Origin of the sequence: Lacrimispora sp. BS-2 (genome assembly GCF_040207125.1) — a bacterium.
Classification (GTDB): Bacteria; Bacillota; Clostridia; order Lachnospirales; family Lachnospiraceae; genus Lacrimispora.
This window is the reverse complement of the sequence record NZ_CP157940.1, coordinates 810,029-832,509: the sequence shown is the minus strand read 5'-3', so window position 1 is coordinate 832,509 and position 22,481 is coordinate 810,029. Positions and strand designations below refer to the sequence as shown.

At 44.0% G+C, this 22,481-nt stretch carries 19 protein-coding genes; 3 read left to right on the top strand and 16 right to left on the bottom strand.

Going from position 1 to position 22,481, the window contains the following annotated elements:
* Positions 1-49: 49 nt before the first annotated feature.
* The 5 genes from ABFV83_RS04015 to ABFV83_RS03995 all read right to left on the bottom strand — a co-directional run bounded on the left by ABFV83_RS04015 (position 50) and on the right by ABFV83_RS03995 (position 3,414).
* On the bottom strand, positions 50-598 hold the full coding sequence (locus tag ABFV83_RS04015; RefSeq protein ID WP_349947655.1) for a hemerythrin domain-containing protein: 549 nt from the start codon (positions 596-598) through the stop codon (positions 50-52).
* Positions 598-1,143 (bottom strand): hypothetical protein, encoded by a 546-nt coding sequence (locus ABFV83_RS04010; protein WP_349947654.1) that lies wholly within the window; start codon positions 1,141-1,143, stop codon positions 598-600. The genes ABFV83_RS04015 and ABFV83_RS04010 overlap by 1 nt, the downstream gene beginning before the upstream one ends.
* 79 nt (positions 1,144-1,222) lie before the next feature.
* The gene (locus tag ABFV83_RS04005) at positions 1,223-1,405 is read right to left on the bottom strand and encodes a DUF1858 domain-containing protein (RefSeq protein WP_349947653.1); all 183 of its coding nucleotides are present in this window, start codon (positions 1,403-1,405) and stop codon (positions 1,223-1,225) included.
* Between the two features lie 36 nt (positions 1,406-1,441).
* Entirely contained in the window at positions 1,442-3,034 is a 1,593-nt protein-coding gene (gene hcp / locus ABFV83_RS04000; RefSeq protein ID WP_349947652.1) for a hydroxylamine reductase, read from the bottom strand.
* 44 nt (positions 3,035-3,078) lie between these two features.
* Entirely contained in the window at positions 3,079-3,414 is a 336-nt protein-coding gene (locus tag ABFV83_RS03995) for a cupin domain-containing protein (RefSeq protein WP_349947651.1), read from the bottom strand.
* Positions 3,415-3,526: 112 nt separating this feature from the next.
* Here ABFV83_RS03995 and ABFV83_RS03990 point away from each other — a divergent pair, with 112 nt between their 5' ends.
* Positions 3,527-4,204 (top strand): Crp/Fnr family transcriptional regulator, encoded by a 678-nt coding sequence (locus ABFV83_RS03990; protein ID WP_349947650.1) that lies wholly within the window; start codon positions 3,527-3,529, stop codon positions 4,202-4,204.
* 87 nt (positions 4,205-4,291) lie between these two features.
* On the opposite strand, the gene ABFV83_RS03985 is transcribed toward ABFV83_RS03990, so the two are convergent.
* Complete coding sequence (locus ABFV83_RS03985) at positions 4,292-4,993, bottom strand: 4Fe-4S binding protein (protein WP_349947649.1); 702 nt, start codon at positions 4,991-4,993, stop codon at positions 4,292-4,294.
* A 405-nt stretch (positions 4,994-5,398) separates the two neighbouring features.
* Here ABFV83_RS03985 and ABFV83_RS03980 point away from each other — a divergent pair, with 405 nt between their 5' ends.
* Positions 5,399-7,600, top strand: coding sequence for a methyl-accepting chemotaxis protein (locus ABFV83_RS03980; RefSeq protein WP_349947648.1), 2,202 nt, complete (start codon positions 5,399-5,401; stop codon positions 7,598-7,600).
* A gap of 52 nt (positions 7,601-7,652) precedes the next feature.
* Here the strand turns inward: ABFV83_RS03980 and ABFV83_RS03975 are convergent, their stop codons facing one another.
* The 3 genes from ABFV83_RS03975 to ABFV83_RS03965 form a co-directional block, all read right to left on the bottom strand.
* A complete protein-coding gene (locus ABFV83_RS03975; RefSeq protein WP_349947647.1) occupies positions 7,653-8,810 on the bottom strand; it encodes a glycerate kinase in 1,158 nt (385 codons plus the stop codon).
* Between the two features lie 50 nt (positions 8,811-8,860).
* Complete coding sequence (locus ABFV83_RS03970) at positions 8,861-10,252, bottom strand: GntP family permease (protein ID WP_349947646.1); 1,392 nt, start codon at positions 10,250-10,252, stop codon at positions 8,861-8,863.
* Between the two features lie 128 nt (positions 10,253-10,380).
* The gene (locus tag ABFV83_RS03965; protein ID WP_349947645.1) at positions 10,381-11,505 is read right to left on the bottom strand and encodes a sugar diacid recognition domain-containing protein; all 1,125 of its coding nucleotides are present in this window, start codon (positions 11,503-11,505) and stop codon (positions 10,381-10,383) included.
* A 277-nt stretch (positions 11,506-11,782) separates the two neighbouring features.
* Here ABFV83_RS03965 and ABFV83_RS03960 point away from each other — a divergent pair, with 277 nt between their 5' ends.
* Positions 11,783-12,166, top strand: a complete 384-nt coding sequence (locus ABFV83_RS03960) for a DUF6483 family protein (protein WP_349947644.1) — start codon at positions 11,783-11,785, stop codon at positions 12,164-12,166.
* Positions 12,167-12,320: 154 nt separating this feature from the next.
* On the opposite strand, the gene ABFV83_RS03955 is transcribed toward ABFV83_RS03960, so the two are convergent.
* The 7 genes from ABFV83_RS03955 to ABFV83_RS03925 form a co-directional block, all read right to left on the bottom strand.
* Positions 12,321-15,449, bottom strand: coding sequence for an alpha-mannosidase (locus ABFV83_RS03955; protein WP_349947643.1), 3,129 nt, complete (start codon positions 15,447-15,449; stop codon positions 12,321-12,323).
* A 15-nt stretch (positions 15,450-15,464) separates the two neighbouring features.
* Positions 15,465-16,925, bottom strand: coding sequence for an ABC transporter substrate-binding protein (locus ABFV83_RS03950; protein ID WP_349947642.1), 1,461 nt, complete (start codon positions 16,923-16,925; stop codon positions 15,465-15,467).
* A 41-nt stretch (positions 16,926-16,966) separates the two neighbouring features.
* Positions 16,967-17,893: a carbohydrate ABC transporter permease gene (locus ABFV83_RS03945; RefSeq protein ID WP_349947641.1), complete on the bottom strand. Its 927-nt coding sequence runs from the start codon at positions 17,891-17,893 to the stop codon at positions 16,967-16,969.
* 106 nt (positions 17,894-17,999) lie between these two features.
* Positions 18,000-18,959: an ABC transporter permease subunit gene (locus ABFV83_RS03940; protein ID WP_349947640.1), complete on the bottom strand. Its 960-nt coding sequence runs from the start codon at positions 18,957-18,959 to the stop codon at positions 18,000-18,002.
* Positions 18,960-18,997: 38 nt separating this feature from the next.
* Positions 18,998-20,011 (bottom strand): LacI family DNA-binding transcriptional regulator, encoded by a 1,014-nt coding sequence (locus ABFV83_RS03935; RefSeq protein ID WP_349947639.1) that lies wholly within the window; start codon positions 20,009-20,011, stop codon positions 18,998-19,000.
* 466 nt (positions 20,012-20,477) lie between these two features.
* Entirely contained in the window at positions 20,478-21,176 is a 699-nt protein-coding gene (locus ABFV83_RS03930; protein WP_349947638.1) for a tryptophan synthase subunit alpha, read from the bottom strand.
* Positions 21,176-22,456: a PTS ascorbate transporter subunit IIC gene (locus tag ABFV83_RS03925; RefSeq protein WP_349947637.1), complete on the bottom strand. Its 1,281-nt coding sequence runs from the start codon at positions 22,454-22,456 to the stop codon at positions 21,176-21,178. The genes ABFV83_RS03930 and ABFV83_RS03925 overlap by 1 nt, the downstream gene beginning before the upstream one ends.
* Positions 22,457-22,481: the final 25 nt, after the last annotated feature.

Here is a 22,481-nt window from a genome sequence, read left to right as displayed (position 1 = left end):
ATATAGCAGATGGGACGGCCTGTTTCCCCTCCAGGCCGTCCCGTCCCTGTTACCTTGTTTTTTCGCGGATCCAGGATTCGTACTTATCCTGTACGCCCTGGTCCTTTGCCTGTCTTTCAAATGATTCCGTCTCATCATCCACAGCTTTTAACTTATCCTCTGCCAATGCACGTACTGCAAATGAATAGGCAGCCTCATCCTCTTTTTCAATATGGCGCTTTAATAAGGCGCCATAGCCAACCGCATTGGAGATGATATCCAGCTTTGGCTCTGTTCCCGGATTTTTCTCATATTCATCTATGGCTTTTTCCAGCTCAGAAAGATATAATCTTCCAAGATCATGTTCCACAAGCATACCATTCCTGATAAGCTTTTCCGCAACAGGTCCCATATTTTCCATCATGATCCGGAACAAGATCTTTTCTTCCTTTCCGTGATGATGCTTATCTGCGTAATTTCTTGCAAATTCAAGGCACTCCCGCAGCAGGGGGGCATCCACCGGCTTCCCCTCCAGAATATCGGAGCTGATACTTCTTAAAAAGCCGGTAAAAGCCAGAATGTTTTCATGCTCTTTCATTAAAATATCTATTCCGTACATTAGCGCCTCCTCAATTCATATACCTGATCTTCTATCTGATGAAATTCCAGTTCGGAATCCTCAAACATTCCTTTTATCAGAGATTCTCTCAAGGTATAATAATGTGTTACATCTCCATGGATCATGTTCCAATAAGCGCCATGGATATCCTGGGTCTGTCTCCATACCAGTTTGTCTTCCGTTTCCTGAACCAGCTCGTTTACTCTGTCACAAGGCATGCCGTTTAGCAGGGTGCTTTCAAGATAATCATAGCCTTTGCGGACCGTAATGTTTTTATCCGCAGAATTTCTTTTTCCAAAGTTCCGGACTGCATCAGAAATATGGGACAATCTTTCCTGATCCGTTTCTATAAGCTCAGTGACCACATAAGCCAGTCTGTTTTCCACCAGGCTCACTTTTTCCTGAAGCCAGCCATGGATATTGCCCGTATCGATCATATCCTCCAGATTTCCCTTTTCAAGCACTCCATATCTGCCGTCGGTCCTGGCTCTAAGGTCTTTGCTGCAACCGGTTTCTTCTGCAAAATCTAAAATTGCATCAGTCATTGCATCCTGAAATTTTATTTTGTTGTATAACCAAGTGTGGATTGGTCCTAAAAAGGCACTCATTTTACACCTCTTTCCTTTACTGGTTCAGCTTGTCCAGAACTGTGTCTGTATCAAGCCCGTGAACCATACATGCATCCTCTAAGGATTCCATCTGGGATGACGGACATCCCAGACAGTGCATGCCGCAGCCCATTAAAATCTCCGCTGCCTTTGGATTGCTTCTTAAAATTTCTCCAATATACATTTCTTTCGTTATCATATAATTTTCCTCCTGATTTGTTATTTATGATTTATATTATCCAAGAATTTTCTTTAAATCCTCTTCCGGTGTGCTGATGGGTGATATTCCATAGTTCTCAACAAGGAACGTTAATACATTCTGTGATAAGAATGCCGGTAAAGATGGCCCCAGATAAATGTTCTTGATTCCAAGGTGCAGCAAGGTAAGAAGAATGCATACTGCCTTCTGCTCATACCAGGATAATACCATGGACAATGGGAGCTCATTGACCCCGCATTCAAAGGCTTCCGCCAGAGCCACCGCTACCTTGATGGCACTGAATGCATCATTACACTGTCCCATATCCATGATTCTTGGAAGCCCTCCAATGGTTCCAAGGTCAAGGTCATTAAAACGGTATTTTCCGCAGGCCAGGGTTAAGATGATGGAATCCTTAGGAGACTGCTTTACAAATTCCGTATAATAATTTCTTCCTGTCTTAGCGCCGTCACAGCCGCCTACTAAGAAGAAGTGGCTGATCGCTCCCTGCTTTACTGCGTCAATGACCTGATCCGCAACTCCCAATACAGTTCCATGGGAAAATCCTGTCATGACTTCCTTACCGCCGTTGATTCCGGTCATTTCATGGTCTTCCTCATATCCGCCAAGCTCCAGCGCCTTTTCGATTACAGGAGTAAAGTCTTTGTCTTCTCCTATGTGGACCATTTCCGGATAGGAAACCACTTCTGTGGTGAATACACGGTCAGCATAGCTCTTCTTTACCGGCATCAGGCAGTTTGTGGTAAAGAGGATCGGTGCTGGAAGATCATCAAACTCTTTTTGCTGATTCTGCCATGCAGTTCCGAAATTCCCCTTTAAATGAGGATACTTCTTTAATTCCGGATAGCCATGGGCCGGAAGCATCTCTCCGTGAGTATAGATATTGATTCCCTTATCCTTCGTCTGCTCAAGGAGTTGTTTTAAATCATATAAATCATGTCCGGTGATTACAATAAACGGACCTTTTTCAATGGTAAGAGGTACTTTGGCCGGCTTAGGAGTCCCAAATGCAGTGGTGTTTGCTTTATCCAGAAGTTCCATGCATTTTAAATTTACCTCTCCCACTTCAAGGGCCACCGGAAGAAGCTGCTCCATGGTCAGATCATAGCTGATGATTGACAGAGCCTTATAGAAGAAATGATTGACCCCTTCATCTTCATATCCAAGCACCATGGCATGGTAGGCATAGGCCGCAACGCCGCGAAGTCCGAATAAAATCAAAGACTTTAAGGAACGGATATCTTCCTGTGCATCCCAGATGTTCTTCATATCATAATCAGAAGTATTTCCGCAGACAGAGGTGCATTTGCTGCAATCCGGCACGATTCTTTCTTTTTCTTCCCGCACCCTTTTGATCATCTTTATTAAAACTTCATCATTAAAGTTTACATTTGTAATGGTGGTGAACAGCCCTTCCACAAGGATTCTTGTGGTTGTCTCCAAAGGAGAATTATTGCCGCAGGCCTTTGCCAGACCGATCAGGGCGCCTGTCAGTTCATCCTGCAAATTTGCAGTGCTGGCTGACTTGCCGCACACTCCTGCGCTGCCCGTACAGCCGCTGCAGCCTGCCGTCTGTTCACACTGAAAGCAAAACATCTTACTATCCATATATTTATTCAACCTTTCTATTTTGTCCTTTTCATTCCAACTGGTTAAAATACCACGACCAATTCCATCTTAAAGCGTTCTTGTGCATAAACTGCATGTGGCTTTTTAGCAGGCATGATAAGGGTCTCTCCTGCATTTAACAGATACTCCTTACCATCTACCGTAAATTTTCCGGTTCCTTCCAAAACAGTCACCATGGCATCCCCGTTGGATTCGTGGGTACTGATTTCTTCCCCTTTATCAAATGCAAATAACGTAATGCTGAGAGCTTCATTCTGTGCAAGGGTCTTGCTGACGATCTGGCCTTCATTTGCCTGAACCAGATCAGATAACATTACGATTTCTTCATGCTTTATATTTTTAATAAATTTCTCTGACATTTGTCTGCCTCCTTGTTTTTCTCTTGCTTTTATAAACAGATTATAATATAATAATTTCAACATTTCTGTTGTAATTACAACATTATAAAAATAATTTAAAAGGAGACGGCAAATGGAGGAATACTTATCCGTATTAAAAAAATCTAACCTGTTTTCCGGAGTCCAGCCAGAGGAGATCAGCGCAATGTTAAATTGCCTGTCGGCCCGGATCAGGCATTTTAAAAAAGAAGAATTTATCATAAGAAGCGGGGACTACATCCGTTCCGTTGGAATGCTTCTCTCAGGGTCCGCTCTTATCATACAGGAGGATTTCTGGGGCAAACGGACCATTATTTCCGATGTTATGCCAGGCACTATTTTTGCGGAAACCTATGCCTGCATCCCCTCCATACCGATTGAAATGAGTGTTATCTCCGACTCTGAATGCGATGTGCTGTTTATGGACTTTAACAAGATTCTGCATGTGTGCACTTCCGCATGCACCTTTCATACACGTCTGTTACAAAATTTTTTATCTTCCATTGCCAGAAGGAATTTGACCCTCACAAAAAAAATGCAGCATATGTCCAAAAAGACCATCAGGGAAAAACTGCTCTCCTACCTTTCCGCCGAATCCTTAAAAAACAATTCCTCTACCTTTGATATTCCATTTAACAGGCAGCAGCTGGCGGATTACCTGTCCATTGACCGCAGCGCCCTGTCCAATGAAATGAGCAAATTACAGGACGAAGGAATTTTAACCTATAAGAAGAACCGGTTCACCTTAAAAGAAGATTTCCATGAAGGATAATTTCTATCTTCCTGTCCGTCCCAGCCTTTAAAGCCTGTATAAAAAACGGAATCCGGCATCATTACCTGCCGGATTCCGTTTTTAATTTTATATAATATTTCCATCAACAGAGATGGTAACGACCTGGCAGGGAATTTCTTTTCCGCTGTCCTCAAGAGCTCTTAAAGCCGCATGTTCCAGACCGCCGCAGCATGGTACCTCCATCCGGACGACCGTAATGCTTTGAATGGCGTTGTTCCTTATGATCTCTGCCAGCTTTTCGCTGTAATCCACCTGGTCAAGCTTGGGACATCCTACAAGAACGACCTTTCCCTTTAAGAATTTCTGATGAAAGTCTCCATAAGCATAGGCGCTGCAATCCGCTGCGATCAATAAATCTGCCTCTTCAAAATAAGGCGCTTTCACAGGAACCAGCTTGATCTGCACCGGCCACTGTCTTAACTGGGACTGAATAGGGACCTCTTCCGTCTTCTTAGCTTCAGCCCCGCGCTCGATCTTCATGGCCCGGCTTCCAGGACATCTGCTAAAGGAAGCATTTCCTTTTCCCCCAGCCTTTTTCTTATTCAATGCCACCGCCTCTTCATCATAAGCGGCTGCTTCTCTTTCTATAAATGTGATGGCCCCGGTAGGACATGCAGGAAGGCAATCCCCTAATCCATCGCAGTAATCATCCCGCATAAGCTCTGCTTTTCCATTTACCATTCCAATGGCTCCCTCATGACATGCCGCCGCACAAAGACCACATCCATTGCATTTTTCTTTATCAATCTGAATAATTCTACGAACCATCCCTCATATCCTCCTGTTGTTTGCTTTCTGGAGTTATCATACTATGCTGCCGGGATTCTGTCCGTTGTATTTACAACGAATTTCCCAAAAGAATTTTTTGCTTATTTGCATCTGTTTATAAAACGGGGTGAGTCCCCTGTCCTCTTAAAATAACCGCTTCCATGAATAATGGATGGCCCAGAGTCTTTCTATGAACATTGAGCATTGATACAGCAATTGTTACAATTCTTAGAAAAATAATGTTTTACTATTATTTTTTGTCATTTCATGTCGAATATATAGTGGTTATACAGATAGTACATATATGCCTTTAAACAGGAAAGGAGGTTCCTCCATTGTTTCCCACTTTCTCCATTTGGGGCTTATTTTTACTGATCAATAAATTAAAGGGAGTATAATGCAATTATGAAGAAAATGAAAAAACTGAAGTTAAGCAATTTAAAACTTGCTGCAAAAACTTCCCTTACTACGGGAATCATTCTGGCAGTAAGCATGACATTGCTGATTACGATCTCAGCGTTACTGGCAAGCAAAGCAGTTTCAAAGGCAATCAACGGTGAATTTTCCGGAATATCCGCCCAGAACGGCCTTATGGTACAAGCCGTAATCAATGATGCCACCGGAGCTGCCAGGAATTTGCAGGATTACTTAAACCGTGCATATAACGCCAAGGACACTGTCAGCGATTTGAACAGCACGGACTTAAAGAGCAAGATATACAATGTTCAGTTAAAGGAAACTACTTATGCGGTCGAGGATTATATCTTAAATTCAGCCTGGTCAACCGTGGGCAACAATCCTGATATCAGTGGAATCGGTGCATTTTTTGAATCTGGAAAATTTGATCCTGCGGTCAAAGACTATACTCTCTTTGTGGACAAGAATGATGCACAAAACAAAACAGCCCAGTCCATTGGAGCATACAGTGACTATTCCATAAAGGATTATTACCGTGTTGCCAAGGAAACAAAAGCTCCTTATATTACGGATCCTTATGTTTTCGGAGGAACTATGATGAGTACCATAGCATTTCCCATCATGAAGGGAGATGATGTCATTGGAGTTATTATGGCCGATATCAACGTATCAAACTTCTCCAAAATAAAAACTTCGGATTCAAAATATCCCACCATGTATGCTAATATTTACACGGAAGATAACATAACCGTCTTTGACAGCCAATCCAGTGACCACATCGGGAAAAACTTAAAGGAAATGATTCCGTCTTCCGAATATGCAAAAATTACAGCTTTACAGCAGGCTAAAACCGAATTCCATATTGATATAAAAAAATCCAGCGGAACCGTAGAATCCAGACATTATTACCCGATCACCTGCGGCTCACAGACCTGGTGGGCTTCCAGTTGTCTGGAAAAGAGAGATCTAACAAAGGATGTAACAAAGATCATTGAATCAATGATCCTTCTTGCAGTCATTGCACTGACCTTTATTAATATCGTCATTCCGGTTTTCTTAAAAAAGACTCTCCGCCCTATTGGCGGCGTTGTGGCCGCTGCTGCCGGCATCGCGTCAGGCAACCTGGATACCCAGATGGAGGCCAAGTCTAATGATGAAATCGGGGTACTGTCCAGGACATTCATGGACATGGCAGAAAACTTAAATTTCATTATTCAGGATATCAATGATGTTCTGGGTGAAATGAGCAATGGCAACTTTAAGGCAATGACCAAAAACGAAGAAAAATACACCGGAGCATACCGGCATATCTTAGAAGCAATGCAGAACATCCGTCTCACATTAAGCAATACGCTTTCAGAGATCGACCAGGCTTCTGAACAGGTTTCCTCCGGCGCGTCCCAGGTTTCCGATGCTTCCCAGTCTCTCAGCCAGGGAGCCACGGAACAGGCATCTTCCATTGAAGAGTTATCCGCAGCCATTAACGAAATTTCAGAACGGGTAAAGGAAAATGCGTCCAACGCCTTAGAGGCAAATTCCCTGTCCCTGGAAGCGAGTGAGGGCATACTGAGCAGCAATCAGAAGATGGAAGATATGATTTCTGCAATGAATGAAATCGCAAGCACCTCCGGCGAAATAAGCAAGATCATCAAAACCATAGACGATATCGCGTTCCAGACCAATATCCTGGCGTTAAATGCAGCCGTAGAAGCAGCAAGGGCCGGTTCTGCTGGAAAGGGGTTTGCAGTCGTTGCCGATGAAGTCCGCAATCTGGCCAGCAAGTCCGCAGAAGCTGCTAAAAATACCACAGTTCTTATTGAAAGCTCTATTTCAGCCATTGGAAACGGAACTAAAATTGCAGATGAAACAGCTAAAGCCCTGCGGCTCGTGGTTGAAAAATCAAACATTTCTTCCGTCAGGGTAGCAGAAATTGCGGAAGCATCCGCCGCCCAGTCCGATGCTTTGGTGCAGATCACAGCAGGCATTGACCAGATTTCTGCAGTTGTACAGACCACCTCCGCAACATCGGAAGAAAGTGCGGCCACTTCCGAAGAGCTGACCGCCCAGGCCCTTAATTTAAAATACCTGGTAGAAAAATTCCAGCTGATGGATAAAGCACCTTCTGCGTCCGGCCAGCCAACTGCCCCATTGGAGGTTTCTGCTCCGGAAGAAGATAATTATAAATATTAATCGTTACAGGATTTCTGTCTTTTAGCAAGTGTCCATAAAAAGGCTGCGGGTTTCAAATTCCCGCAGCCTTTTCCTGTATTGCCATGCCAGTTTTTATAAAACGGAACATCCGTAAGGCTCCCTGATAATATAAGTCCTCAGCATGTTCAAGGGCCTTATCCAGTTCCATGACCCCATTGACCGTTGTCATAATAGAGCAGATCCCAAAGTCATATATCTTCTCTGCACCTTCTCCCATAGCTCCTACCAGAGCAACAGCCGGGATACCTTTTCTTTTACACCGCATTCCAATGCCCTGTATCACCTTTCCAAAACAGGACTGCCAGTCCGTCCGTCCCTCTCCGGTCACGACCATGGACACATTTTCTAAACGGGAATCAAAATCAATTAAATCCAGAACCGTTTCAATTCCTGATTTTAACTCCGCACGGAGGAATACCAAAAGCGCCGCACCCAGGCCTCCTGCCGCTCCGGAACCAGGCATGTTATCTGGATCGATCCCAAGTTCCCGTATCAACACATCCCGGTAGTTCTGCATACCTTTTTCCAGTTCATCAAGGACCTGTGGCGTACCGCCCTTCTGCTCTCCAAAGGTATAGGTGGCTCCGTCTTTACCGCATAATGGATTATTGACGTCACACATTGCAGTCAGTTTTACTTCAGAGACCCTGGGATGAAGGCCGGAAATATCAATATGTGCCACATTTCCCAGATCCTTTCCCGTTCCTTCCAGCTCTCTTCCCTCTGGATCCAGGAATTTTACTCCCAGCGCCCTCATACAGCCCATTCCGCCGTCATTGGTTGCCGAACCGCCGATTGCAATGGAAATCTCGGTAAATCCCCGGTCTAAAGCATCCTTTATCAGCTCCCCGGTTCCATAGGTGGTGGTGTTTCTTGGATCCCTTAAATCCATTGGAACCAGGGGAAGCCCGGAAGCCGCTGCCATCTCAAGAATGGCGCGTTTCTCATCCAGTTTTCCGTAATAAGCATGAACAGGAGCAAGAAGGGGCCCGCAGACAGTTACCGGTACCCGTTCTCCCTGAATGGCTGCGATCACGGCATCCGTGGTTCCCTCTCCTCCATCGGCTACGGGGATTCCGGTACATTCCACTTGATCAAATACTTTTGCCGCAGCCTTTTTAAGCAGTTCTATGGTCTGTTCACTGGAAAGAGTCCCCTTAAACGAGTCAGATGCAAACAGTAATTTCATATACAAAGTCCTCCTTTGACCAGTGAAGTTTAATTCTCGTTGGTTCTTAATTAATGCAGGATTAAAGTCAGAATAAAGATTTCCAGGATTCCTGCAATTCCCAAAATCAGTGTTACCATGGTCTGTGTCTTATACCCCTTTTCCGGAGTCATGGCCCCAAAATTCGTCACCACCCAGAAATAGGAATCGTTTGCGTGGGAAACGGTCATGGCTCCCGCGCCGATTGCCATGCAGGCAAGAGTTACCCGGACAGGGCTTTCAAGGCCCAGCATTGGAAGCAGCGGAGCTATAATTCCTGCGGTGGTGGTTAAAGCCACAGTAGAGGAACCCTGGGCACTCTTTAAAATAGCTGCCAAAAAGAAGGGGAAGAAAATACCCATGGTGCTCAGTACTGAAGCATGATCTTTGATATAATTCACCATATCAGTGGAAGAAATTACCTTACCCAGCACGCCGCCGGCAGCCGTTACAAACAATATCGGTCCCACAGTCTTTAAGGTATCATTGGTTATCTCATAAAACGTTTCCATCTTACCTGCTCCCTTCAGCTGAAGGATGCCGCATACAGTACCAACTGCCAGAGCGATGATGGGAGTTCCTAAAAATTTAATAACATCAGCCCCAAAACCCTGCATATTGGCCATGGCCGCAACAGAGGAAAAAGCCATAAAAAGGATTGGAACAATAATAGGAGCAAGGGCATTGAAACCGCCGGGAAGTCTGCCGTATTCGGCAACCAGCTCCTCATAGGTTTTTGTTATCTCGCCCATATCGGCTTCATCGTCAGACCGTACCTTTCCTCCAATGTATTTTGCGTAAAAGAACCCGGCAATCAGAGGAAAGATAGAGCACAACACGCCCATTCCCATAACAAGAAGCAGATTTTCTCCAATGCCAAGGGTAGAAGCTGCGGCAATTGGGCCTGGTGTTGGAGGAATGAAAACGTGGGAAATGTAAAGCCCTGAGGAAAGACCCACAGTCATGGCTACAGATGATGCGGCAGTTCTGTTTACCAGAGCTTTCCGGATAGGGTTTAAAATTACAAAACCGGAATCACAGAACACGGGAATGGATACCACCCAGCCCATCATCTCCATGGCCAGGACCGGATTGTTTTTCCCCACAAGCCTGATCACCATATCAGCAAGCTTAAGGGCTGCCCCTGTTTTCTCCAATATGGTCCCGATCAGGGCTCCAAGGATGATAACAATACCGATGCTTGAGAATGTGCCGGAAAATCCGGCCCCGATTACGCTTGCAAGGCCGCTTACCTTGGTCCCATCTTCTAATGTCCTATCGACCAGCGGAATCCCTGCAATAAGTCCTAAGAGCAGTGAGATGCTCATGATGGCAATAAATGGATGAATGTTAAACTTGGAGATTGCAACGATCATCAGGATAATTGCCAATACAAAAATAAAAATCAGTGGTAAACCTGTCATAAAATGACCCCCTTCTAAACAATGACAATAGTATATGCTGTTTTATGGTATCATAACACCATTGCCCCCAGGATTTCTACTGCCGTGAGTATCAATATGACCCTGATTTTTGTGTCGCCATTACAAAACTAGTGTTCTTTTCTTAAAAAACTATAAAAGGTTTCCAGAAAAAACCGGTCTGACGAAGATTCTATTGGATTAATATTCAAGATGCCCTTCACTTTATTATAACGGTACAAAAGGGTATTTTTGTGCACGAAAAGCTCTTTTGATGCTGTTACCAGATTATAATTTGTCTTTATGAGAGCTCCGGCAATCTCAATAAATGTCTTTTTAAATTCTTCCCCCAGCTCCCTTTCATAAATATTGAACATCCATTGCAGCTCATTCATGGGTACAATGGAACGTACATAATTTCCCGTATAGTCATAAAAAAAGGCGGCAGAACCGGAATCTGCATTTTCTTCCAGCCACTTGCAGTGACGGTAGGCATTATAATACTGGGTAAAGCTTCCCTGAAAGGAGCCGATGTAAAATTTACAGTTCCTCTCCTGCTCCCGGAGCCATTTTAAAGCAGTGCTTAAATATTCCGCAATAATGTATTTATAATCTGCAAATACTTTTCGCGTCTGTTCCGGCATTGTTTTGAATATGAGGATATGGTTACTGTCCAAGACAATACTGATATCCTCCGACCCGTGCCTGGGGCTTTTCTTGATCATGTCCAGAAACGGCTCCGGCCTGATGTCATCCAGTTTACACAATATGGGGATGCGGATTATGTTCTCCGAATAATTAAGCTGCTTTGCCATGCTCCGAAGCTCCCCGGGGTCCGGATACTCCACATGGATCAAAAGGTTTGTAAAATGCTCCTTCCGGTTCCTCCTCCGCCTCAGTTCCTCCTGCTGTTTCTCATATTTCAGCATGGCTTCGATGGCCATTTTGGTGATTAAGGCGACAGGCTTTATCTCTCCCGGATCTCCGGTGATTCCCACCACTCTCTCACGCCTGCCGTCAATGTTAATGACCATATTGATTCCAGGCTTTACACCGGGATAATCCTCCTCCGTGGAAGTGACCACTATGTCCTCATTTCCGGTTACAATATAGTAGGCAACCTCATGAAAGGATCCCACCCGTTTCGGATCCCGGCTGGCGATGATGACTCCCTGCTCATTCATAATGTTGATATTGTATTCTGTATATTGTGTGACCTGTTCAATGAATTTCTTTGCCAATTCCGTTTCTATCATCTGCGGCCTCCCGGAGCTTATAGTTTGTCTTATTTTCCAGCATCATTTTAAGAAACAGCTTACCATATTTTGCTATCTCCTTCAATAGCTGAGGATTTTATCCTTTTTCTTACCATCTTTCCCTAAAACAGGGAAGCCGAATCAGTTTCCATTCATCAACCTGTCCAAAGCATCTGCCAAATATATATTTTACTTTTTTTATGATTTGTGGTAAATTATTTTTTATGAAAAACATTTACATGCTTATCATTAATTACGGTTGAAAAAGGAGAATTTTATGCTGGAAGAAGATTTTATCATGCGCATGATCCACGAAATGGTAACAACATTGCTGAAGCTGATTTTTCATATTGAATTAGGGGAAAATGATGAACTGAATTTTAAAGATCAGGAGACAGCATCTAAATATCAGGAGCTTTTAGCTCTCATCCAGGCGGGAAACATCAATGAGGCGGAAAACAAATTATTGGATGAGCTGGATTTGGAAGATATGGAGCATTTTAAAATGGCACTCATGTTTTATTATCATTTAAATCAGGTAGATTACAGTTTTCTTGAAGAGCATGATTTTTCCAAAAATGAAATTACCGACGGCTTAAGATACGTATCATCAATTTATGGCTATGACAGCATGGCAGAAGCCCTTCTGGGCAGAGGTTAATAAGTCATCAATTAGAAACCGTCTGTCCGGTCCCCAAGCTGATATTCCAGCCAATTGTAGAAAATCCAATCTTTTATGGACTGCTGAAAAAAATGCGATCCCCCCCGCAAATGCTGTTATTGCCAACATTTGCAGGGGGGATCGCATTTTACCTTTAAGAAAGGCTTTCAAACACAACCTCATAAGTCTTAATTTCAAAAGGTTTTATTACAAATTCAAACTCCTGAGACCTATGCTCTGTCACTTCTCGTTCCCGTGTCTCAAGCAGATTGCATTCATAGACCCGTTTAATCCTCTTTCCCATTCCCAGGGTAAGTGTGGCGTGGGTTTTTGCATTTTCATATTCATACATGCGAATTATCATTCCTTCTCCGTTTTCTGCCTCCTTAACGGTTTCCACCATCACATTGGAAGCATCCACCTGCAAAAGGGATTCCTGCCGCCCTGGTTCGCCTGCTTCCAGGAAAAGCAGGGGCACATTTAGTTTATAGCCCTCCTTCACAACGTCACATTCTCTTAAATTTCCTGCGTGAGGATACAAAGAATAAGTGAACAAATGCTCCTCCTGATCCGTCACCGGATTCGGTTCAATTCCCGATTTAATCAAAGTAAGCCCCATAACCGAATCCTTCACAGAATGTCCGTACTTACAGTCGTTTAAAAGACTTACCCCGTAATGTCCTTCGGAAAAATCCATCCATTTCTGCCCGCAGGATTCAAACCGGGCCATATCCCAGGAAGTATTCGTATGTACCTTTCTCGTCAGATTTCCAAACTGAATATCAAATGACGCTTCGTCCGAATGAATGTCCACAGGGAAATGAACCTTTAAAAGGTGCTGGTGCTCCTTCCAGTCCACATAGGTTTCAAAATCAATTCTGGGGCTGTTTCCATAAAAATAAATTTTCTGCCGGATCAGGGACTTACTCACAGGACGTTCCATTTCCAGAACAATGCAGACCGGACCTTCCTCTTTCCATACCATATGGGACAGTTCTGTTACATCCCAGCTCTTCTCCGTATGATAAATATCAATGTCCCAATTGTCATAGTAAATGGGCTTATCCTCGTACATACGGAACAGGTTCCCTTTTGTCCCCTCTTTCAGGACTTCCCTTTTGTTTTTCTTATCATAGACAGAGGCAAACAGTCCATTTTCATCCAGTTTTACGATGTAATAAGGCGTTTCCAGCTGGTTTCCCTTTCTCACAAAGGGACTGCCTGTTTCCCTGGCACAGCCGGAAGCTTCCTCCCTTTCTGTTTCAAAGCTTTTTAGGCCCTTGGACGGAATGCCTTTCACATAGGCAATGGAACAGTCCTGAAGTTCCTGCACCGGATAAATATTGCCTTCCCTGTCTTTTAGCACACCCTTCATTCCCTTAGGCAAATGCAGCAGATCGTCCCTGTCAAAGCCCAGAGTATTAAACACCGTAATGGCATTTCCTCCGTCTGCGAGAACCTCCATCCCTTTTTTCACCAGCTTACTTCCGGTTTCTTCCAGTTCTTCATACTCCCTTTTCGTTACCTCATACACCTGGTGAATAGACGTTCCGGGCAAAATGTCGTGGAATTGATTCAAAAGAATCACTTTCCACATTCTGTCTATTTCTTCTTTGGGATATGCAATGCCCTTCCATGAGGCAAGAAGGCTGAAAAATTCCAGATTCATCATCAGAAATTCGCATTTTCTGTTAGCCCGCTTATTTCTTGCCATGGAGGTATAGGTTCCCCTGTGATACTCAAAATACAGCTCACCTTCCCAGGTAGGAAGCCTGCGTTTTCCCTTTACCCTGTCAAATAACTCTTTAAAATAAGTCCCGGAAAACTCCTGGCGCACCCTGGGAATTCCCTGAATCCCCTTCTCCATTCTCAAAGAAGTCTCCAGCATTTCCCTGGTAGGTCCTCCGCCGCCGTCTCCATAGCCGTAGGAAATCAAAATATCGTTGTTAATATCCTTATTCTGATACCGCTTCCACCCGCCCATAATAGAATCCGGATGAAGGACTCCGTTATAAGTGGTAAAAAAATCGTCCGTGCTTTGTCCCACTCCCAGGGTGGTCACCAAATGGGTAAAAACCTCCGTACCATCAATCCCTTTCCAGAGGAATGTATCATAGGGCATTTGATCCACCTGGTTCCACGACAGTTTCGTAGTCATAAAATAGTCAATGCCGCATTTCTTCATGATCTGAGGCAATGCTCCGGAATAACCAAATACATCCGGAAGCCACAAAATCCGGTTGTCTGTTCCGAACTCTTCCTGAAAGAATTTCTTCCCGTAAAGGAACTGGCGTACCAGAGATTCACCGGAAGTCAAATTGGTGTCTGCTTCCAGCCACATCCCCCCTTCCGGCTCCCAGCGTCCTTCCCTGACTCTGTCCTTTATCTTCTCGTAAAGCTCCGGATAGCGTTCCTTTAAAAACAGATAGAGCTGGGGCTGACTGGACATAAATTTATAATTGGGATATTCTTCCATCAGCTTTAGTACGGTGGCAAAACTTCTGGCCACCTTTTCCCTTGTCTGCTCCACGGTCCACCACCACGCCACATCAATATGGGTATGGCCAATACAGGTGGCAATCACCTCTTCGTAACCGCCCATGGCTTCATACAAGGCCTCTTTTAAGTAAGCAGACGCACGTTCCACGCTTTCGTAAAATGCAGACGAATAAGGATTGCGCAAATCCAGCAGGTTCACCGTCTCATTCAGCACCGTTTCCAAATCAAGCCTTACCTTATCCTCTTTTTCCATGCGTCCAAATGCCTGCAGGGGAACCACCAGATCATAGTACAGCTTTTCAAGCCTTACATCCACCTGCCATATCTCCGCAATCATATCAAATTCAGAATGCAGCGTTCCTGTATAAGCTTGCATATCCAACTCCCAGCATTCCCCTGCCTGGGCTTTTCCTGTCAGCTGGACGCTTCTGTGGTTCATATCCATTCCCTGGAGGATTTTGCCGCCGGCAAACAAAAGAAACTGGGGGTTTTTGGCATCGTCCCATTCCTCAATCTGGGTCTTCACATGAAGACGCAGGGTCTTTCCGTCCAATTCTTCCGGTACAGTGTACGTTGTCCGGAACCAGTAATGCTGGTCCGGCCCGTACCATTTCATATTCCCTGGGATAAAATCCTCCCAGGGAGCCAGGGCCTGTTCTGCTTCCCATGGATAAAAATACTGCCCTTTTTTATACTGCAGGTTTCTGATCGGCAGCTTTTTTACCACTGACAGCCTTTTTAATTCCTCACAGATTACCTGTATCCGTTTGTCAATAAACCACATAAACTTTCCTCGCTCCTATTTCCAGTCATCCACCTGTTTTTGGGCTTCCTCCCTGATTCTTTCCCAGCCTGCGGCAGAAAGCTCCTTTTTTATCACTTCTATTAATTCCCGCGGGTCTCTAGCGCCGGTAAAAAACTCTGCTCTGTATTTCTCATAGACCGCCCTGCAGCTGGCCAGCTCTGTTTCCACGTTGCTGGTATCCATGTCAAAGCCTAACATAACAGACGGGGAAGCGCTGGCATTTAATTCCCTTACCTCATCCCATTGGTTAAATTCATCGGTAGCAAGCTGGGAAACCTGGAAAAAGGTACCCTGGGTATAGCCTGCCAGACTCCAGTCTGAATTCTTTTTGTCTACTTTTCCGTCCTGTGTGTATACAAAATTCTCTCCTTCTACCCCATAATACAAAAGGTCCCGTACCTTAGAATCTGTATTCACCAGCTGCAAAAACAAAATGGCTTTTTCCGGATTTTTACAACCGGAGTAAACAGCATTTAAAGAGCCACGCACCGAAGTATTGGAAACTACCGTATTCCCGTACTGCACTGCCACACAATTATCAATTCCATTGATGGGACCCCAGGTAGATGCTGCCGCTCCGCTCCAGCCCTGACAGGTGAAAAAGGTTCTGTATTTGTTAGAATCGTCTGCAGTAGGCGCATCTCCGTTAATGATCCCTTCCTGATACATTTTATGAACAATATCAAGCTGTTTTAATACATCTTCCTGCTCCATGGGATTTACCACTGTTTTGGTATTGTCGTCATAGCGGATTCCCAAAGCGGCAAGCCCGGAGCCTAACTGGTCATAATAATCCTTTACAAGGAAGTCCGCCCCTGACTTGGACATGAAATAAGGTGTCTTCTCCCCGCCGGCCTTCATTTTTTCAAGAGCTTCATGCAGCGTCTCAAAGCTGTTCACCGTCTGGATATCAATGCCGTATTGATCCGCCTTTGTTTTATCCCATATAAAATACTCAGTGACAGAACTATCCTTATATGTAGGAACTGCGTATATTTTCCCTCCGATGGAAGCAGCCCGCCAGTAGTCCTCCGGAATCATGTCATACAACTGTGGGGCCTTGGTTTTTAAAAGATCGGTCATGTCATAAAGAGCGCCTGTAGCTGCTTCCGCATTGTACCTTGTCTGATCTGTAAAAAGAATGTCAAAATATTCTCCCGAGTTCACGATTACACTGCGGCGGTTTTCCCAATCACCCCAGGGCACTACTTCCATATCCAGGTTGACGCCGATTTTTTCCTCCAGATAGGGGTTGATTTGTGCCAGCCAGGCATCGTAATTGTCAGGCATTCCGTTCCCTACCTGGATCCATTTTAAAGTCACCGTATCTTCCTTTCCGGATTTTTCCACCCCCTTGGCTTCTTCTGCCCCGCCTTTTGTACCGGCACTTTGGCAACCTGCCAAAAGGGCCATTCCCATTACACATGCCATTCCAATAAGTGTTTTCTTTTTCATAGTACCTGTTCTCCTTATCTATATATTAATAATAGTTTCCATTATCCCTTCACTGCTCCCACCGTAAGCCCAGTGACAAAATATCTCTGGAAAAACGGATAGGTACAGGCAATCGGCACGATAATAATCATTGCCATTGCCATTCTTGCGCCTTCCTTGGGCATGGTATTCATGTACTGTTTTAAGTTCACTCCCAAAGAAGGATTATTTGCCATCATTGCAATGTTTCTCTGCACATGGTCCAAAAGGGCCTGCAGGGAAAACAGTTTTGTATTGGTAATGTACAAAGAGGACTGAAACCAGTCATTCCAAAAGCCAAAAGTCAAAAACAAAGCCACAGTGGCAATCAAAGGCTTTGACAAAGGCAGCGCAATCCTTCCGAAGATGGTAAAATGAGACGCGCCGTCCATTTGCGCCGATTCAATCACAGAATCCGGAATATTGATCCTAAAAAATGTCTTGCAAATGACTACGTTAAAGGAGGAAACACACAAAGGCAAAATCAAAGCCCATATGGAGTTTTTCAAGTGCAAAAACTGAGTATTCACCACATAAGAAGAAATCATTCCTCCATTAAAAATCATAGGAATAAACACAATCATGGTGCAAAGCCCGTTTAGCCTGTATTCCCTTCGTGAAAGCACATACCCCATCAAGGTTGTAAGCAGCACCCCCACTACCGTCCCCACCACCGTAACAAAGCAGGAAACTCCTAACGCGTGCAAAATCATTTTCCCTTCCCGCAATAAAAACCTATAGGCTTCCAGAGAAAAGACTTCCGGCCAAAAGCGGTACCCGTTCATCTTGATAGACTGTTCGGAAGAAATGGAAATCATAAAAACAAATATCATGGGAAGTATGCATAAACTTGTCACCAAAATAAAAATCCCATGAAAAAGCGCGTTTACCTTTCCTGATATCCGGTTCAAGCCGAATCCTTCCTCTTCTTCCCTTTTGTTCTTTCCCATCGTTTTTACCTCCTATAATAGGTTATCAGAAGATGCAACGCAGCTTCTGATAAAAGGCAGCGTTCTCTGCTGCCGTCCATCCGATTATGAAAACATCTTTTTGTTTTCATAATATAGCACTGCTGGAATCAATCCTTTTTATCAGAGCATTGGCCGCAAGAATTGTAATACAGCATGACACAGATTGAAAAAATGTAGCAGCAGACGTCATCCCAATGGGTGTGGAGAATTGAAGGGCATTAAATACGTATGTATCAATGGTTGCCGTGGTATTGAAGATCGAACCTCCTGCCCCCTGGGAAAGCTGGTAAAACAATCCAAAATCCGAATAAAAAATCTTCCCCACGTTTAATATGAACATCATGAGAATCACATTTTTCAAACAAGGCAGTGTAATATACCGCACCTGCTGACCCTTGCCTGCCCCATCCACCACAGCCGCCTCATATAGAGTGGTGTCGATGCCGGTAATGGCGGATAAGTAAATTACCATATTGTAACCGCAGGATTTCCATAAGTACATAAAAACCAGAATAAACGGCCACTTTCCCGGCTTCATATACCATTGGACGGGCGCCCTGCCCAAATCCCTTAACATTCCGTTTATCAGCCCGTTATCCTGGTTTAAAAATGCGTCCAGAAAATATGCAGCAACTACCCATGACATAAAATACGGAAAAAACATCAGGGTTTGGTAAACCTTGGATTTCCTTTTGCTGTGAAGCAGACTGATCATAATCGCCAGACTGACGGAAATCGTCATTCCCAGCACAATAAATACCAGGTTATAGCAAATGGTATTACGCAGTATGACAAAAAGATCATTGGATTTTATTAAGAATTCAAAATTCTTAAATCCCGCCCACTCACTGTGAACTACATTATAAAGAAAGCTCTTTCCCCCCGTAACCTTGTAATTTTTAAACGCAATCACAAGTCCGAACATGGGCAGAAAGCTAAAAAGCAAATACCATGCCACCGTAGGCAGCGCCAGCAAGGAAAGTTCCGTATCGTTTCTGCTCCACCGCCGTCCCTCTCTTTTTTTCAGAATCGTCTTTTTTTTCACTTGTTCCCCTCCTTTTACTGCAATTAGATTTTACTTTATCATTTCCCCTTTTGATTCCTTACGGAATCCCTGAAAACACTCTTCCCTTCCACCCTGTAAATCTCCCCTTCTTTCTTGAATGGGTGTTCCATATTTATTGCAAACCTTTTTGCTACCATTTTGCCTATTTCTTCCATGTTCACCGCAACCGTCGTCAGCCTGGGTTCACAAAGCTCGGCATAAATATCGTTATCAAAACCCACAACGGAAACATCATCCGGAACCATAAGCCCTCTTTCTTTTAAGGCTCGGACAAGACGGAAAGCTGTTTCATCACAGTTGCAGATAAAAGCTCCCGGTATGGCGGAAGGGAGCTTTATCTCCACCGCCTCCCCTTTCATGGTCCGGTCCGGTATCTCCCATTCCACAACATAAGGAAGCTTTTGTTCAATCAAAGCCCGCTTATATCCCAAATAACGGTCCGTAATGCTGGTGGTTGCTCCCACCGTACCTACGAATCCGATTTCTCTGTGCCCCATTTGCACCAGGTATTGAGTCATTTCATAAGTGCTGTAAATATTTTCTGTCACTACGGAATCGGACTTATGGGTTTCATCATACACATCCACGTATACCTTAGGCAAAGAAACGTCAGCCACCCTGTCCCTGACTTCCTTATCCAAAATTCCCAAAAGAATCAACCCATCAAACATCCCCTTTTTTTCAATGGTTTCCAAATCCTCTGCAATGCTCTCTTTATCAGGAGTAATCATAACACCGGAACAGGAGATTTTTCTAAGCTCATTGATAATCTTTTCATACATTCCCATGTAAAATTTCCCGCTGTCCGACAGAGTGGAAAACCGGCTGCTCATAATAATGCCTGCTTTTCTTGTTTTTCTCTGCCCGTAGCTGGGCAAAATATAACCCTTCTGCTGCGCCGCCTGGTAGATTTTCTCCTTCAATTCCTCACTTACACCATCTTTTCCATTCAAAGCCTTGGAAACTGTCACCTTGCTGATTCCCAGCTCATCCGCGATATTCTGCATGGATACCGTTTTTTTACCTGCCACAGCTGCCTCCTTTTACAAGTCATTTGTTAGCTTACATTTTATACTATTAACTTAACATATATTTTGTTATTTGGCAATCACTCATTGGATATTTTTATATTTTTTTTCGTATATATTTTTATTTTTATAGTAACTTTATATAAATGCAAATGATAAGCCTTATAAAAATCCACAAAAGTACAGGATTTTAATCCTATTAGAGTGGATACTTTCCATCATTGGATATTTAAAGTAATTGTGATGGATACCCAATAATGGATGATATAAAAAATAAGCCTTGAAAATGACTTTTTAGGCCAATCAAGACTTATTTTTCGTTTATTGCTTTTAACCGGGCCATGTTACAGCCCTCTGTCTTTTTGTGTATCATTATTATGCAGGCAAAGCCAGATATTAAATCATGCCTGCCCTCTTCTCTGCTATATCAGAACACTCCCCTTGTCATTTTAAGCAGATTGTAGCCAGCTTATGCGTCTGCCTTTTTCAGCTGTTCCAGATAGGCATTTAAAGCTTCCATGCCTCCAGCCTGGTAACGCTTTATGAACTCAGTACCTATGATGGCGCCGTCAGCACCATTTTTCATGACTTCCTTCACGTCCTCAGCGGATTTTATCCCAAAGCCTACGTAGGCCGGTATCTTTGAAACAGATTTTACCTTTTTTACAACTTCAATGTACGACCTGGGAAGCTGATCAAAAGAGCCTGTTTTCCCTTCCCCGGAAACCACATAGGCAAACAGCTCATTATGTTCAAGAGCCTTTGCCAGGCCTTCTTCATCAAGAGACTGTCCCAGCACAGCAATCTGGTTCGGAAAAGAACCGGCTGGATATTCTCCATCCACACAGAGAAAACCGTCATATAAATCTTTTGGCACATCAGAAAGGTGAAAATGCTCTACCCCTTCCTTATAAGTCATTAACACAACTTTAAAAGTAAAACGCCTGCGGATTTCTTCCAGGGTGTTTATCACATCACCTGACCTTATTTCCTGCTCCAGAACGTCCTTATGGGTCTGCCCGATTACGGCACCGTCTATATAAGGATTGGAAACCGGTATGCCGATTTCAACATACCCCGCCTTTTCCTTATCCAATAATTCCAGGATCTGAAAAAAGGTTTCCCTGTCCGGATAATGCAAAGTAAGATAAAACACAAGATTTTTCATTATATGCCTCCAAACAGCTTAAGCACCCAGCCTAAGATCGGACCATAGAAGGAATAATCTGTCTCGCTTAAAATACGCATGATCGGCGCATAAGTCCCGATCATGGGAAGAAGCAGGGCCTGTCCGAAAATAAGGATCAGACCATTTACAAAGGAGCCTATGATCGCACCCCTGCGTCCGCCATGGGCATTGCCGAAGATGGCTGTTACCGCACCGGTGAAAAAGGTGGGGATCAGAGCCGGGAATACCACAACCGGATAATTGATAAATCCAAGGATCATCATACCCATCAGACCTGCAATTAAGCTGGTCAGGAAGCCCAATATCACGGAGTTGGGATAATTGGGGAAAAGCAGAGGGATATCAAGTCCGGGTACAGAATTTGGTATGATCTTATTGGCAATACCATGGAATGCGGAAATGATCTCAGAAAGCATCATTCTTACACCTGTTATAATAACTGTGATCCACATACCGAAGGATAAGCCCCGTAAAAAGCTGAATACAACAATATCCTGTCCGCCTGTAATAGTTTCACGCACCCAGGCCGGGCCGGAAATCAGGCTTATGACCAAAAAGAGAATCGTCATAACAATGGTCAGGGAAATGGTCATCTCCCTTAAGAAGTTAAGCCTTTTCGGTACATTTAAGTTTTCAAGGTCATTTTCCTTGTTCCCAAAGGTTTTAGCCAGCAGGGAAGAAATCAGGATACCGATGGAACTGGAATGAGCAAGGGTAAAGCCCTCTCCTCCCTTTACTTCCTTCATAAATACCGCCACATAGGCACAGGAAAAGGTCATATAAAGACCTAATAAAACAGAACCGGTCATTACCAGAGGTACAAAAGACAGATTTGTTCCGAACTTTAACAGCGCCGCAATCAACCCGGCATAAAAGAAGGATACATGAGCTGACAAATGCACATATTTAAAGCGTGTAAATCTTGCCAGCAAAAGGTTCACAACAAAACCAAGTGCAAAGATCAATGCCATTTCCGTACCGATCCCGGAAAGGCTTTCGCTTTGGGCCGCACCGATGTCCACTGACACAGACGGCATGTGGAATATCTTTGAGATCATTCCCTGCAAAGGCAGCAGAGACATACCAAGGGTCTGTCCTCCTACATTGATCATGGTAAAACCGATCATGGTCTTGATCACGCTGGGAAGGATCTGGTCCCAGGTTTTCTTCTGGGCAGCCATACCGGCGATCACAACAATACCTATAATGAAAACAGCCTGGCTGAAAACATTATTAATCAAATACATTACTACTCCCATTTTTCTCTCCCTTCCAAGGCCCCCA